The 15,802-nt window shown below is 41.1% G+C and carries 11 protein-coding genes and 1 pseudogene; 3 read left to right on the top strand and 9 right to left on the bottom strand.

Annotation, left to right across the window (positions count from 1 at the left end; all coding sequences use genetic code 11):
- Positions 1-78 precede the first annotated feature (78 nt).
- The 4 genes from ACYX4O_RS19495 to ACYX4O_RS19510 all read right to left on the bottom strand — a co-directional run bounded on the left by ACYX4O_RS19495 (position 79) and on the right by ACYX4O_RS19510 (position 5,218).
- Positions 79-861, bottom strand: coding sequence for a TerC family protein (locus tag ACYX4O_RS19495; RefSeq protein ID WP_476353324.1), 783 nt, complete (start codon positions 859-861; stop codon positions 79-81).
- Positions 862-1,323: 462 nt separating this feature from the next.
- Positions 1,324-3,063 carry a phospho-sugar mutase gene (locus ACYX4O_RS19500; protein ID WP_476353326.1) on the bottom strand — a complete coding sequence of 580 codons (1,740 nt, stop codon included), beginning with the start codon at positions 3,061-3,063 and terminating at the stop codon, positions 1,324-1,326.
- Positions 3,064-3,075: 12 nt separating this feature from the next.
- Positions 3,076-3,825, bottom strand: a complete 750-nt coding sequence (locus ACYX4O_RS19505; RefSeq protein WP_476353328.1) for a MurR/RpiR family transcriptional regulator — start codon at positions 3,823-3,825, stop codon at positions 3,076-3,078.
- Positions 3,826-3,958: 133 nt separating this feature from the next.
- Positions 3,959-5,218 (bottom strand): EAL and HDOD domain-containing protein, encoded by a 1,260-nt coding sequence (locus ACYX4O_RS19510; protein WP_476353330.1) that lies wholly within the window; start codon positions 5,216-5,218, stop codon positions 3,959-3,961.
- 787 nt (positions 5,219-6,005) lie between these two features.
- Between ACYX4O_RS19510 and ACYX4O_RS19515 the strand changes: the two genes are divergently transcribed.
- From ACYX4O_RS19515 to brnQ, 3 genes are all read left to right on the top strand, one after another.
- On the top strand, positions 6,006-7,082 hold the full coding sequence (locus ACYX4O_RS19515) for an AI-2E family transporter (protein WP_476353332.1): 1,077 nt from the start codon (positions 6,006-6,008) through the stop codon (positions 7,080-7,082).
- A 137-nt stretch (positions 7,083-7,219) separates the two neighbouring features.
- A complete protein-coding gene (locus ACYX4O_RS19520; RefSeq protein WP_476353334.1) occupies positions 7,220-8,416 on the top strand; it encodes an MFS transporter in 1,197 nt (398 codons plus the stop codon).
- A gap of 344 nt (positions 8,417-8,760) precedes the next feature.
- Entirely contained in the window at positions 8,761-10,116 is a 1,356-nt protein-coding gene (gene brnQ, locus ACYX4O_RS19525; protein ID WP_476353336.1) for a branched-chain amino acid transport system II carrier protein, read from the top strand.
- Positions 10,117-10,159: 43 nt separating this feature from the next.
- Here the strand turns inward: brnQ and ACYX4O_RS19530 are convergent, their stop codons facing one another.
- From ACYX4O_RS19530 to ACYX4O_RS19550, 5 genes and pseudogenes are all read right to left on the bottom strand, one after another.
- Entirely contained in the window at positions 10,160-10,327 is a 168-nt protein-coding gene (locus ACYX4O_RS19530; RefSeq protein WP_188650758.1) for a hypothetical protein, read from the bottom strand.
- A 187-nt stretch (positions 10,328-10,514) separates the two neighbouring features.
- Positions 10,515-12,371, bottom strand: coding sequence for a cation:proton antiporter (locus ACYX4O_RS19535; RefSeq protein WP_476353338.1), 1,857 nt, complete (start codon positions 12,369-12,371; stop codon positions 10,515-10,517).
- Between the two features lie 344 nt (positions 12,372-12,715).
- Complete coding sequence (locus ACYX4O_RS19540) at positions 12,716-13,663, bottom strand: NADP-dependent oxidoreductase (protein ID WP_476353340.1); 948 nt, start codon at positions 13,661-13,663, stop codon at positions 12,716-12,718.
- 121 nt (positions 13,664-13,784) lie between these two features.
- Entirely contained in the window at positions 13,785-13,979 is a 195-nt protein-coding gene (locus ACYX4O_RS19545; RefSeq protein ID WP_476353342.1) for a hypothetical protein, read from the bottom strand.
- 204 nt (positions 13,980-14,183) lie between these two features.
- A pseudogene (locus tag ACYX4O_RS19550) lies at positions 14,184-15,695 on the bottom strand (BCCT family transporter); the annotation flags it as partial.
- Positions 15,696-15,802 lie beyond the last annotated feature (107 nt).

Genomic DNA, 15,802 nt, shown 5'->3' on the forward strand with positions numbered 1-15,802 from the left:
CATTTATCTACTTGTGATCCGGTGTGATGCAGACTCAAAAAAAGAGGAGTCTCAGATTAGTCTCCTCTCTCTTACAGTTTATGAATGTTGGTTCGAGGGTTCTTCTGATTCTTCAGAACTTGATAAGAACCACCCACCTACTGCAATGAGCACTAAAACGCTATAGAAAATAGCCTTCCACAATATGGAGTGGGCAAAATCATGCGACAGAACGTGCAAGGATGGATGAGCTAGAACGGTCACAACTAGTTTCACACCAACCCAACCAACGATGATGAAGGCAGCGGTTTCTAACCCTGGCTTACGCTTTAGTAAGTCTACAAACTTGTTTGCTGCAAATCGCATAATGATAATCCCAATCATTCCACCTGCTAAGACAACAAGAAACTTCCCACCATCAAGGCTGCCGATTACCGGAAGAGGCGTCTCAGGTAACGAAACGGCAAGCGCAACAGCTGCTAAGATCGAATCGACTGCGAAGGCCATGTCTGCTAACTCTACTTTGAAAACCGTCATCCAAAAACCGCTTTTCTTTCCTTCTGCTTCCTCCGTGCCTTCATCTAACTTCTTCCGCTTCACCTTTTGTTTCCAGAGATGATTGATTGAGATGAAGATGAGGTAGGCTGCTCCAATTGCTTGGACCTGCCATACATCAATAAGAAACGAAATGATAAATAACGAACCAGTTCGTAAAATAAATGCTCCTGCTAACCCGTAAAATAAGGCCTTCTTACGTTTCTCTTCAGGTAAGTGCTTTACCATCACAGCTAGCACAAGAGCATTATCCGCCGCCAAAATGCCCTCTAACAAGACTAGTACGAGCAATACCCATCCATACTCAACTAACAACTGAAGTTCCATGTCTTTTCTCCTTTATATGAAAGTATAAAAAATAGCCTTTACCGCATGTGGTAAAGGCCATCAAAAAAGACCTTTACACAAGATTGTGTAAAGGTCTTGCTAACAACGTGAACGTTGCCAATAAAGCCGGAGATCTCTCTCGCAATGACGACTTTATTGTACAGCTACTCCCCTTTAGGAAGGAAACGACTATTTAATTATCTTAATCATATTCTGCCCTCGCAGTTTTGTCAATAACATAATAGCCTTCACTTGTTGTCTGTTAGCATACACCTTTACCATGAGTTGTGACTGTTCCTCTTCGTGCGAAGAATACATGTTGTTACTACGCACCTATTATCCCTTATTGTAGAAAGAGTTCATTATAAATATCAGTTTTCCCGACTAAGAAGCAGGTATCCATAAAAAACGACATAAAAAAGACACCTGTTTTCCCGCATAGGAAAACAGGCGTCTCATCTATTACTTCACTGAGCCTTCAATAACACCTTCCATTTTAGAAACCATTGCTTCTTTCAACTCATCCAACCGCTCCAGGCTTGTTTCGTAGGCATCTGTTTTTACCCCGAAATAACACTTGATCTTCGGTTCTGTTCCAGATGGGCGGAGACAACACCAGGCGTCTTCATCTAACACATATTTCACTACATTTTCCTGAGGTAGTTGAATCACTTCAGATTCACTTCCGTCTAAAAATGTACGGGTTTGATCCGAATAATCTTCGACAGCCACCACTCGATAGGAACCAAACTGAGTTGGCTGATCTTGACGGAAACGGTCCATGATTTGCTGAATTTTCTCTGTGCCCTCTTTCCCTTTTAACGTAAGAGAATGCAAGCCTTCCAAGTAATAGCCGTGATGCTCATATAGCGCTGTTAATGCTTGATAAAGCGTCTTATCTTGCCCGCGCCAGTGTGCAGCTAATTCACTCGCTGTAATTGCTGCTTGAACTGCATCTTTATCGCGAACATACTGGTCCACTAAATATCCATAACTTTCTTCAAATCCATACAAGAACGTTCCGCTTCCGTTTTGGTTAAAAGCTTCAATTTGTTCTGCAATAAATTTAAAGCCTGTTAATGTTTCGATCATACGAGCATTATAATGTTCCGCAACTTTACGCCCCATTTCGGTCGTAACGATTGTTTTGATGACCGTGGCATCTTCAGGAAGGGGCTGCGTCTGTGAAAGAAGGTAATCAATCGTTAGCGTACCGAGTTGATTCCCCGTTAAAACGACATACTCTCCCTCCTCGTTCTGAACGGCTACTCCCAAACGGTCAGCATCTGGGTCTGTAGCTATGAGAAGGTCTGCCCCTTTTTCTTTTCCTAGTTCAATGGCTTTTGCAAAGGCTTGGTGTTCTTCAGGATTAGGAGAAGAGACGGTAGAGAATTCTGGGTCTGGTTTCGCTTGCTCTTCAACAACATGGACATTCTTAAAACCAGCTTGTTCTAGCCCATCCAACACAGGTTGATATGCTGTTCCGTGAAGAGGTGTGAAAACGATTGACATATCTGATTGCTCTTTAATCATTTGTGGATTGCGAATAATTCCAAGCAAACGATTCGTGTACGCTTTGTCCACATCTGACCCAATCCATGTCAGTAATTCTGATTGTTCAATTTCTTCTTGTTCGCGTACCTTCACAGTCAATTCACTCTCTACGTGGTTCACATACGAAATTAGTTTATTTGCCTCTGCCGGAGGCATTTGGGCACCTTGTTCGTTATAAACCTTAAATCCATTATATTCAGGTGGGTTATGACTTGCCGTAATCATAATACCTGCTGCTGTTTGAAGATGACGAACAGCAAAGGAAAGATAAGGAGTAGGACGAAGCGACTCATATACATACGCTTTAATACCATGAGCTCCTAGAACCCGGGCTGCTTCGATACTAAATTCTTTTGACTTATAGCGAGAGTCATACGCGATCGCCACTCCCCTATCACGAGCTCCCTCAATATGATCAAGTATGTATAATGCAAGTCCTTCTACAGCTTTTCGAATGGTATATGTGTTCATGCGGTTCGTACCAGGACCTAACAGGCCACGCATTCCACCTGTTCCAAACTCAAGTGTTTTATAGAAAGCGTCTTCTAGTTGTGAAGGATTGCCTTCTATTTCTTCAAGTTTCGTTCTAAGATCTGTTTCTAAATCCTCATATTGCTTCCACTGTTCAAATGTTGTTTTCCAAGTCACATGGATTCCCCCTCATGGTTTTAATGTCTTACGAATGTAGGATTCAAATATCATATCTAAAAGGAGTGTTAGCGTTGATCTTGTCGTTATGTCAAAGCCTGCAAATGAGGTCTTAGGCACCCTGGCATTAAGGGATTGGGAAGTAAGCTGGGCTAATGAGCTAGAATTCGCGTTGGTAATAGCCACAGAATGAATTCGACGAGCATTTAACTGCTCAATTAAATCAATTAATAGCTCTACTTCACCACTCGAAGAAATGCATAGCACTAAATCACCTTCTTCAATCCAACTCGGCAAAAGGTGAATCATATGTAGCTCGTACAGATACGTTGAGGTCTTATTCATCTGCATAAGTTTCTTACTTACGTATTCTCCAAGCGGTTTGGTTAATCCAATCGCCACGACAACAATCCTTGCCGATTTCTTCATAGCATCAGTGACTTCTTCAATGGCTTTAGTATCAATTGCGCCTAAAGCGTGCTCCAAAATGTACTTATATTGGTCTACTATATTATCAGCTCTTCTAACAGAAGATGAATGATGGTCTCTGAGTACATATTTCAGCTCAGCAAATCCGTTCAGGCCCAGATGATGACACATTCGCACAACCGTAGTCGTACTTACATTGTTTTCTTCCGCCATTTCTGTCAAAGACATGCGCTTTGCATTCGTTAAGTGGGCTTCAATATAGGCTAGAACGTGACGCTCAGCATGGGTAAGCAAATGTACTTTGTCTGTAAATAAATCTACTGGTGTCTTCATATTCCGGCTCCTCTGTGGGCATTCGTGTTAAATTATAACATAATTCAGATAAGTATTCGCAGAAATCTTGATGACAGATCACGACAAAAATCTTAAGGATCCTGTACCTTTCTTTTCTTATGCAAAATGTAAACTATGAACTGGTATAGCTATACTCCTCGTAAATTTGTAATAAATCCTGGGCCCATTCAATAGCATTACGATACTCCAAAAACAATGCCCCTTGGTCTACACCTAATGAAAGAGAAAGGTCACGAATGCTTTGCCAGTCTGCAATTTCAATCGATCTACATAATTCTAGAGCAAGTCCATAGCGATTAAAAACCCCGTTAAGAGCTTCATTAATATCATGATGCAGAGGTAAGTCCTCTATGCTTTCCTCCATCGACCGTTGCAAGAATACATCAATAAACGATAGCATCCCTGTTAAGAAATAACTAGAAGACTCTCTTTCCTCTCCTACTAAAAAAGAGATCCTCTCACATAACCTTGCCCGTATGTAACATAACTTCATCACTTCATAAGGTGCAGTATCAGCTTTGGCTCCCATTTCTTTCAACACGAGTACATATGACCACTTCTTCACTTCATCAAAACCGAGTAACATAATGGCTTGGGCTATTGACTTTATAGGTTCAATGCGTCGGTATGCTACCGAGTTTATAAGCTTCAATAATTTATACGATAAGGAAACGTCATTCTCTATTTTTCCAGCAACAATTGAAACATCTGGTTGAGGACGAGCCAGTTCTTTCATTAACTCGATATGTTGAAACGATTGGAATGATGTATCGTAAGAAGTCATAATGATAGGTTTACTAAAAAAGTATCCTTGGTAGTATTGAAACCCTAATGATTGGCATTGCAGGAATTCTTCGTATGTCTCTACCTTTTCTGCTAACAGTTTAAGCGTATAGGGAGCAATTTGTTCTACAAGTCCCTTCATTTCTTCTAGAGAATACTGACGAATATCTACTTTCACTATATCTGCATACCGAAGCAAATCCTCTGTATATGGATTGTGTACTTGAAAAACATAGTCGTCTAGAGCAATTTGATACCCTTTATTCTTCAACATTCTGCACGTATCAATAAGTTCCTTTGTGAGCGGAATGTTTTCTAGTAATTCAATGACAAGTTGACTCTGAGGAAAGCAAAAGGGAAGTTCACTTTTCAAAAGGTTCTCCGTAAAATTCACAAAGCATTTCTTCTGTCCTGATATGTGTTTAAACCCCATGTTATAAAAACTGTTCATGACAACTTCAGCAGTAGCCTGATCCCCATCAATCCCCGCAAAACTTTGATCTGATTTAGAACCTCTATATAAGAGTTCATAAGCCATTACATTACATTCATTATTAAATATAGGCTGTCGCGCTACATATACTTCCACAGAAGCACCCTCTTCTTACATGCTATATACTCAAATATATCCCATAATTTACAAAATAGGAACCACATAAAAAGAATTGCTACTATTAGAATCGAAGGTGAGAGAATGTTTCCGTTTACTTTATTTGAGTGTGAGGTGGTTCGGGGAATCACTCGCTTTCCGCGGCGAGCTGGGAAGCCTCCTCATTCGCTAGCGCTCTCTGCGGGGTCTCCCCTAGGCTCCTTCTGCCGCAGGAGTCTCGCAATTCCCCGAGCCACCTCTTCCATTTAATGGTGTAACGGAAACATGCGGTATGTGGAAATCTTGCAACTCTCACCACCCTTAAGATGTGGGACATTGGCAAAACTAAAGCCAGGGGTGTCTAGGGGACGCCCGTGGAAAGAGAGTCATCCCCCCAGACACCCCTTGCCATGTAAGTCCCGAACGGCACCACTGCTCGGGAATTGCTTATGCCTGACTGAATCTACATGTGGCTTGTTTCCGTATCTCCCAATATGGAAAAGGTGGGCCTGGAAACTGCGAGACTCCCGTGGGCAGAAGAGCCTAGGTGAGACCCCGGAGCCCGGCTTTGCCGGGTGAGGAGGCTCACCAGCTCCCCACAGGAAAGCGAGTGGTTTCCAGGCCCACCTTAGACTCAACTAAAGTAAACGGAAACATTTCCTCATAATACCTAGTAAAAAGAGATGGCAATTCCAAGAATACCTAAATGCGAAAAAGGGAATTTCCATTTTGTATCGAACATTCTATAATTAGGATAAGACTTAAAATAAGAAAGTAGTGGTCACGAATGTACCATAAGAAGTGGTTTCAAACCTTAGTGGGGATCATTTTGGTTTGTTTGCTTTTTTGGGTTTTAAAGCACATTGAATATGTATACCAACCGATATTTACATATGTAGGAGCAATTGCCTTTCCTCTTATTACAGCGGGGGTTCTTTATTATATCTCAAGGCCCATTGTTCACCTTCTAGAAAGGTACCGGGTACATAGAATCTTGGCGATTTTCTGCGTGTTTATTTTATTCATCATAACTGTCTATTTAATTGTGACATTTATCGCTCCAATTGCCCAAGAACAATTTACACGCTTTGTTGATAATTTACCTGCGATGATTCGTGAGGTAGAAAGCATTATTAACTATTGGCAAAGTAACCAGGAAATTATTCCAGATCAATTCTCCACCGCGATTACAGATGCTCAAAATGAAGTCTTTTCTAGAGCGCAAGAAATAACAGGAGCTCTTACAAGCTTTGTAATTGGGATGGTTACGTCACTTGTTCAATTCTTATTCTTGCTCATTTTAGTTCCGTTTTTCCTTTTCTACATGTTGAAAGATGGAGAGAAACTTCAACCTTTCCTAGCAAAGTTCTTTAAAGATAAGCGGGCTGCCAGTTTGACTCGATTGTTTAAGCGAATTGATCACACCCTTTCATCTTTCATTCAAGGACAATTAACCGTGAGTTTTTGCGTTGGCGTATTGCTCTTTATCGGGTATACAATTATTGGACTTCACTACTCACTATCTCTAGCCTTATTCGGAATGGCTACAAATGTCATTCCATTTGCAGGCCCTTATTTAGCGGTCATCCCAGCGATTTTGGCTGCCTTTTTCCAAGATCCATTCATGATTTGGTATGTGATTATCATTATGGTTGTAGCTCAGCAAATCGAAGGGAATTTAATCTCGCCAAATGTAATGGGGAAAGCCCTTAGCATTCACCCGCTTACCATTATCACTTTAATATTAGCTGCTGGAAGCATCGCAGGATTCTTAGGGCTACTCTTTGTCATCCCGTTTTACGCAGTTGTAAAAACGATTATTGGTCACTTTTATGAAGAAGCCTTTGATGGTAGAGAGATTTAAACAAACCGAGTATGAGAGTTTTGAAGAACCCTAACACCTTTATAAGTTGTTAGGGTTTTTTATGAGCTCTTTTCATCTGCCTTTGTTAGAATAGACATGTTTTACACATACTACAGACCGAGGAAAGAAGGGGTTAAATGACGAATCAGCCAGAGAAGTTATGGAACTCATCGTTTATCTTTTTAATTCTAGCCAATTGGTTTACTTTTATGAGCTTTCAAATGCTCATCCCGACTTTACCCCCTTATATGGAAGAGCTAGGTGGTTCAAAGTTTCAAGTTGGTCTTGTTACTACACTCTTCTCAATTGGCGCAATCCTTAGCAGACCGTTTATTGGGCATTTATTGCAGACGCAATCCAGAAAACGGCTCGTTCTCTTTGGTTCCTTATCTTTATTCATTATTACGTTACTGTATTCTTTCACTACAGCTGTGCTGATCTTCTTGGTCTTCCGTTTCATTCATGGCTTAGCGTGGGGGTGGTCGTCTACGACGAACGGAACAGCCGCCGTTGATTTAGTACCTAAGAAACGTATTGGAGAAGGCATGGGGTATTTCGGGCTAAGTGTCACAATCGGCATGATTATAGCTCCTAGTCTTGGTATTTATCTCTATCAAAATTTTTCATTTTCCGCACTCATCTATACTTCTGTTAGTTTAGGTACTATTGCTTTTGTTTTATTTTCACTAACCAGGTTTAAAACCCCTGACACTATTAAAAACAAAACACTTAAAGACGAACGCTTTACGTTTTGGGGCTCGATGATTGAGAAACGAAGCTGGTACCCAGCCATGATCTCGTTCTTTAACACATTTGGTTATGGCTCTATTGTTACGTTTATTGTTATATTTGGCCAGGAGCAAGGGATCGAACAAATCTATTTGTTTTACCTTTTTAATGCTGCGTTAGCTACAATCATGCGTCCCATCACTGGTAAATGGTTTGATCGTAAAGGGCCTTGGCTACTTATTATGGCTTGTTCTGTCCTTGCCTTCGCTGGTATGTGGACAATTGCCCTTGCCGACAATTTCTATTATATTATTGCAGCTGGTATCCTTTTTGGAGCTGGGTTTGGTTCTATGATGCCCGCCTTTCAAGCCTGGGTTATTTCTAAAACGACACAAGAGAGAAGCGGCATCGCTAATGGCATGTACTATTCCACAATTGATCTTGGGATCGGATTGAGCGCGCTTATTCTTGGAATCATTTCAAACTACGTTGAAACCTCAACCCTTTTTAAGATCTCTAGTGCCTCTTTTATCATTGTACTGATTTTAACGTTTTTCGATTATCAGAAGAATAAAGATGTGGAGTGGGAAAGTGAACAAACATAGGTACATTCCCATTCCTTGGACTTTTTATCTTTTATTTCTAAATTTTTTAATAATTCCAAATTGACAGGTTTATAGAGGTGTTGTTACGATAACATCAGATTTTATAGAGTTTTGTGACAGTTCATAAAAATTTGTCGAAAGTTTTGTTTTTACTGTTGCATCCCTCAACTCATATGTAGTAAACTTTGTAATGTTTTTGCCGTTACCTTAAGCAAATTGCTTATTTCTGCAAATTGGTCTAAATTTTCGAAAAATTTTGTCATATGGAAACTGTAACGGTTTTCTGACTCGTTGGACGTCTCAACGAGAATACAATCGCCACCTATATGAGAGGAGAACCATATATGACGAAAAAAGATACCATAACCATAGGTTTTATGCTATTTGCTCTTTTCTTTGGTGCTGGGAATCTCATTTATCCCCCGCAGCTTGGTACAGAAGCCGGATCTTCTTACTGGTCCGCCATTGCAGGATTTATTATTACAGGCGTAGGCCTTCCGATATTAGCTGTAACAGCCATTGCATTTGTAAACGATGATGCAAAAGCTCTTGGAAGTCGCGTACATCCATGGTTTGGATTATTGTTTACTTCTTTGATTTATTTAGCAATTGGTCCTTTCTTCGCAATCCCTCGTGCCGCTAACGTAGCATTCGAAACTGGGATTAAGCCGGTAATTGGCTCAGCAGGAGGATCTTCTGCATTACTGATATTCTCAGTTATTTTCTTTGCTTTAGTATTCTGGATTAGCTTGAACCCTTCTAAGATTGTAGACCGAATCGGGCAATGGTTAACACCGATTCTATTAATCGCTATGGTTGCTTTAAGTATAGCAAGTTTCCTTACGTTTGATGCTCCTATGCAACAGCCAACAGGTGACTACAGTTCGGCTCCGTTCTTTAGCGGGTTCTTGAATGGGTACCTGACTATGGATGCTATTGCTGGACTTGCTTTTGGAATTATTGTAGTCACTGCGTTGAAAGAACGCGGCGTAACAGATCGAAAGACTACGATCAAACAAACCATTAAAGCTGGTAGTGTTACTGCCATTGGCTTAATTGTCGTTTATGGATCAATCGGTTGGATGGGAGCTAAGATGGCTTCGATGGGTTCCTATAACAACGGTGGTGAAATCTTAGCGGATGGAGCTAATATTCTATTTGGCTCATTCGGTGGTTTGTTATTAGGTACCATTGTAGCCCTAGCTTGTTTTACAACGTGTATCGGTCTGACTGTTGCTTGCTCACAGTTCTTCTCCAACACATTTAAGAGTATAAAATACACGCACGTAGCGATTGTATTCACATTGATTAGCTTTGGATTTACGAATATGGGGCTAAGCCAGATTATTGCCTACTCAGTACCGGCTTTGGTATTCATTTATCCGTTAGCAATCGTACTAATTGCGCTGTCGTTCTTCCACAGACTGTTTAATGGATCGAAACATGTTTACCGTGGAGCTCTTATCCTAACAAGTGTGATCGCCATTTATGACGGACTTAAGGCCTTCCTAGGGGCAGAAAAAGTTCAAGCTTTTACAAACGCTCTTGACTTCCTACCTCTCTTCTCTGAAGGGCTCGGTTGGGTTGTTCCAGCTGTTGTAGGCGCCCTGATCGGAGGAGTTATTGAAATCTACGCGGTCTTTGCTAAAAAAAAACGTAACGTACCTATAAAAGACGCAAGCTACAAAGCATCTTCTTAAAAAGGAAAAGCCTCAATTCCGCTACTGGAGTTGAGGCTTTTGTTTATTGTTCATGATCTATATCCGTGTTTGTGAGTGCCCATATTTGTTGTCGATGGTACTGAAGCAGCTTATAAAAGTGATCGAATAACGGCTGATCCAGATGTTGATATTGTCTTGCCAACTGTTCAAATATAATCGCCTGCCTTGAATGAAAATCAAGATCCTGCATAGCCTCTCCTCCTCATCCTTTCTACATCCATTTATCATATGTAGATATGAGCTTATCTAATACCACTTTTCTAGAACGAGTTCACTGTCCCTAAACTTAATACAACAGGAAGGATGGGAGCAAAAAAAAGAGCATGGAATAGATCATCATTCCACGCTCTTCGTTTAAATTATGACTAAAGACAAATTTAGTTTTTAGGCTCGTTTTCATTTTGTTGTTCATTTAACTTGCTCTGGATCTTCTTAAATTCTTTGCTAGGAGGCATAAGACTCACTAAAATATCTCCATTTTCCCCTTTAGGCTGAGACTTGTGAGTATAGAATACAATCTTGCCAGAAGGCTTCAGAATATAGAGAAGCAATGTCTCAGGGTGTCGTTCTTCTAAATATTTAGCATAGGTGTATTGCTCCGTAATCGTTGTTTTTCTAAACACGAAGCCACCATCAATCTTTTCATTAAGGCGTTCCCATGTTGCTCTTTGGTTAAAGAGCAAACGGCCTCCAATCGTGTTCCCCATGTCTTCAAGGTCGTCTCCACGACTATTATGAAGCGTCAACTGGAATAAGTTGCTACGCCCGATCTCAGGCACAAATGTATTACAAACAAGTGCGTTATAAGAATCAAGTTCTGAGGCGGCAACCATATATTCATATGGTGTCATATCTAGATGGTACTCCGTTTGCTCAGAAAGAATTTCTTCTTTCATAAACGGAATGCCCTCTTTTCTTGCCGTAACAAGACGATGCCATGAAGAGTCTGTAATTAATACAGGCACCTTCAGATCTTGAAGAGATTTCGCAAGGCCAGTAGTAAAGCTTGATGCGCCAACAATAAGCACTCCAGGCTTTCCATCTATAGATAAGTCTAACTTCTTCGCTAGCCATCCTATTGAAAAACCATGGGCACAAACCGTAGCAAATACTAAAGCGAATGTTAGCGATGTTAAAATCTGAGCATCCTCAAATCCAGCTTCTAAAAGAACGTTTGAGAAGTAACCTGCCACAGTTAGAGCAACAATCCCCCTTGGTGCAATCCATCCAACAAGAGCACGTTCCCCAAATGAGAGGTCCGTTCCAATCGTCGAAAGCCAGATCGATATCGGTCGAACTACAAATAACATGAGTAGAACGAAGGCAATAATGTGTATGTTGAAGATTTCCATTAACGTTTCGACCGTTAAGGATGCTGTTAACATTACAAATATTGCCGATACGAGAAGAACGGAAATGTTCTCCTTGAAGTTCCTCATATCTTCTATTGAGGAAATGTGCATATTAGCTAGTGTCATCCCCATTGCCGTTACAGCTAATAAACCTGTTTCGTGAGCGATTTCGTCTGCTATTGTAAAACAGAAGATGACGACAGTGAACATCACCGGGGATTTCAGAAACTCAGGAACGTGTCCATGTTCAAACATCCACCCTAACCCTTTTCCGAGCACATAGCCAATCACACCGGCAAATGCGGAGGCAGCGAAGAACATGAGTAACGCGTTTCCGGTTACGTCATCCGCCATAAGAAAATCGATAATTTCAAAGGCAAATACAGCGAGCAAAGCTCCAAATGGGTCTACAATAATTCCTTCCCATTTCAAAATTGCAGCAGGACGAGGCTTTAATTTCGCTTGCCTTAGAAGGGGCAAGATTACCGTTGGCCCTGTCACGATAAATAGGCCACCAATCACAAATGCTACAGCCCAGGAAAGACCTGCAACATAGTGAGCTGCTAATGAACCTAATAACCAAGCCAAGAAAGCTCCAATCGTTACAATCCGAAATACAGGCCTTTGGAGTCCTCTAACCTCTCGGAAATCAAGGCTTAAGCTGCCCTCAAACAAAATAATAGCAACTGCTATTGAAACAATTGGCTTAAATAATTCACCAAAATCTTCTGCTGGCTGAAGCACTCCAAATATTGGGCCTACTAACAGTCCAACGATAGACATAACCACAATAGCAGGAATCCGGAACCTCCAACCTAGCCACTGTGAACCGACGCCAAGGGCGCCTATTAGCATAAGGTCAAATAAAATCGAGTGAAACATAAGTTCGCTCCTTTATGATCTTGTTGAAGTACATATATGGATTTCATTATCTTACCCATTAGTTAATACGGACGATTCAAAAAACACAGATATAAAAATATTCTATACGCGCAACGTTCATCTGTAAATGATTTGGTTTGTAAAATTATTATGACAAAAATGGAATAAAGGCATAAGTGCCCGTTTAGCAACGTATAGACTTGACTGATCCGAATTGAGGTTAAGGAAACATCGTATTCATTGAACGCTCGTTTCAGTATAAAACTTTCATATGATTGCATAAAAAAACCGCCTCCATTTGAATCACTCTGGTTCAAATGGAAACGGGTATACTTCTCTTAACATTAGCAAGCAGAAGGCTTCATCTGTATTACAATTTTGCCTTGAGCATGGTGGGTTTCACTTAATTCATGTGCATCCTTTAATCCTTGTTCACTAAATGGGAATTTATGCCCGACAATAGATTTTACTTTCCCTTCAGAAATCAAGTGAGCAATTTGTTGAAGTTGCTCCCCTTTCGGATTTAAGAAGACGTGCTCTGCTTCAACTCCATACTCATTTGCCTGATCTTCATCCGGCACATCTGTAATGGAGACTAATTTCCCACCTTTTCGTAACACCTGATAACTTTGTTCTTGAATGTCTCCTCCAAGGGTATCAAGCACAACATCAAATTCATCCAGGACATCGTAGAAGTTTTCTTCCTTATAATTAATGAAGTGATCAGCACCTAAAGCTTTTACTAGTTCTTCATTTTTCCCACTTGCGGTGGTGGCAACATAAGCACCAGCCCATTTAGCAAGTTGTATAGCATAGCTTCCTACACCGCCTGAACCGGCATGGATAAGAACCTTATCTCCTTCTTCAACGCTGGCTGCATCAAACAAACACTGCCAAGCTGTTAAACCTGCTAAAGGAACGGCAGCAGCATCCTCAAAGCTAAGTCGCTCAGGCATATGCGCTAATAGATCTTGTTCAACCGCAACATATTCTGCATAAGTACCATTTGGCGTGGTAGCCGGTCGCGCAAATACACGATCACCTACTTGATAACCTTCAACGTGGTCACCAATTTCTATAATTGTTCCGGATACATCCCAGCCTAAGATAATTGGGAAATTCCAATCCAACATTTCTTTTAAATATCCTTCACGAACTTTCCAATCAATTGGATTTATAGAAGTTGAATGGATCTCAATTAAAACTTGCTCTTGATTTATTTCAGGTGTAGGCACCTCTTTTTCATTTAACTGTTCTTTTCCTCCGTATTGATCAATAACAACTGCTTTCATGACGAGTGACGCTCCTTTCAAGAATATCTTTTCTACTGTACCCGGAAATTCACGGATATACGCATGAAAGAGAGTATTAAACGGTATTCAGCCTGAGCCACTCTCTTTGTTCTTGAGCCACTTACCAAGGACCGTGCCGATTGAGCGTAAACCAGGGCGGGGCTTGAGCCGGTTTTCGGTTAACTTGAGCCATTATCTTCGTATTTGAGCCAATATGACTTGACTTAAGCCGTTTTGGCTCATCTTGAGTCGTTATTTTTTGTACTTGAGCCGTCCTGAAGAAATTAAGAGCCGTTGTTGACTTAACTTGAGCCATTCTTGCAAAACTTGAGCCGTCCCCCCCCTTCTTGACCCATATTCGCAGAACTTGAGCCGTTCCCCCCTTCTTGACCCATTCACGTAGGACTTGAGCCGCCGCTTCCCAGCTCAATCCGCACCCAATCCAGACCATCACCTCATAAAAAAAGATCGCCCGAAGGCGATCTTTTTCAAAAACTTAGCGAAGTTTTTCATCTTGATATAGTTCTTTCGATACCTTAGGTGCTAACCAAAGGATTGGGAAGAGGAAGATGGACACAGGTACAGCTGTTACTACAATGAATGATTGTAGTGCATTAATACCGCCATCTCCACCGCCACCGATGAAGAGTAGGATCGCTGCGATCGCACCCATAAGGATAGACCAGAAGACACGCAAGGAAACTTTAGGGTCCCCTTCACCTGAAACGGCCATTGCGATTGTATACGACATGGAATCTCCTGTTGTAATAACGAAGATAATCGTTAGTAATAAGAATAACGGAGAGATAATGCTTGCAAGCGGTAGCTGTTCTGTAATAGCAATCATCGCAGCTGGCATTCCGCCTTCAGTTAACTGTTTTGAAACCGATCCTGCCGCGTCCATTTCGTAAAAGATTCCAGCGCCTCCGACAACTGTGAACCAGAACGTTGTTACAAGTGGTGCAATCACACCAACAGCTAGGATGATCTCACGAATTGTACGACCTCTTGAGATACGGCTTACAAGAATCGCCATCATTGGCGCATACCCGATAAACCAACCCCAGAAGAAGACTGTCCAGCTACCTAACCAACCGGTATCTGCTCGGAAGGTACTCATCGTAATAAAGTTCTCTGCGTAGAAACCGAAGGACGAAATAAATTTATCAATGATAAATCCACCAGGCCCAAAGATGACTACGAATAAAATAAGTCCAATAGCTAAACGAACGTTAAAGCTACTAAGCGCTTGAATCCCTTTATGGATTCCTGTAATCGCTGAAATCGTTGCAACAACGACTAGACCAATAATAATGGCAAGTTGCGTTGTGTACGTATCAGGAATACCGAATAGTGCTTCAAGACCATAGCTTGCTTGAAGACCTAGGAAACCGATTGGGCCGATTGTCCCGGCTGCCACGGCAATAATAGCTGCAGCATCAATAATTGTACCCACGACGCTAGTACGAAGCTTCTCACCGAATAAAGGGTAAAGAAGTGTTCTTGGCTTCATTGGCATTCCTTTATGATAGTACCCATACATCATAACAATGGCACTTAATGTACCTAGGATCGCCCACGCTAAGAAGCCCCAGTGCATAAAGCTTTGTGCGAGTGCTGGCATGATCGCTTCAGGTGTCATCGCTTCAAGACCACTGTTAATTGGCGGTACTGTCATAAAATGATACATAGGTTCAGCAGCGGCCCAGAATACGCCCCCACCAGCTAATAAAGTAGCCATGATTATGGATAACCATTTAAATGTATTCATTTCAGGCTTCTCCATATTTCCTAGCTTTACTTGACCATATTTAGAAAATGCTACATAAAGTGCAATAATAAAGTTCAATAACATTAAGACTTGCCAGAAAGCACCAAAGTACTTAACAGACCAGGCAAACCCTTCGTTTACAAATGTTTTCACAAAATCCAGATTAATAATTCCGGCTATAACGAATGCGACCAGTAATCCGCCACTAATACCAAAGACGGGCCAGTCTATTTTTGAGGTTTTTTCCTCTTGTTTATTCATTTAGGTTACCTTCTCCTTTGAATTTTTTTACCTTGCAAACACAATGACATACTATCTCATACATAAATAGGTCATGTAAAGGAGGAAACTCAGTTCATTCTGAAGAA

The sequence above is a fragment of the Pontibacillus sp. ABV4_188 genome (assembly GCF_056311905.1).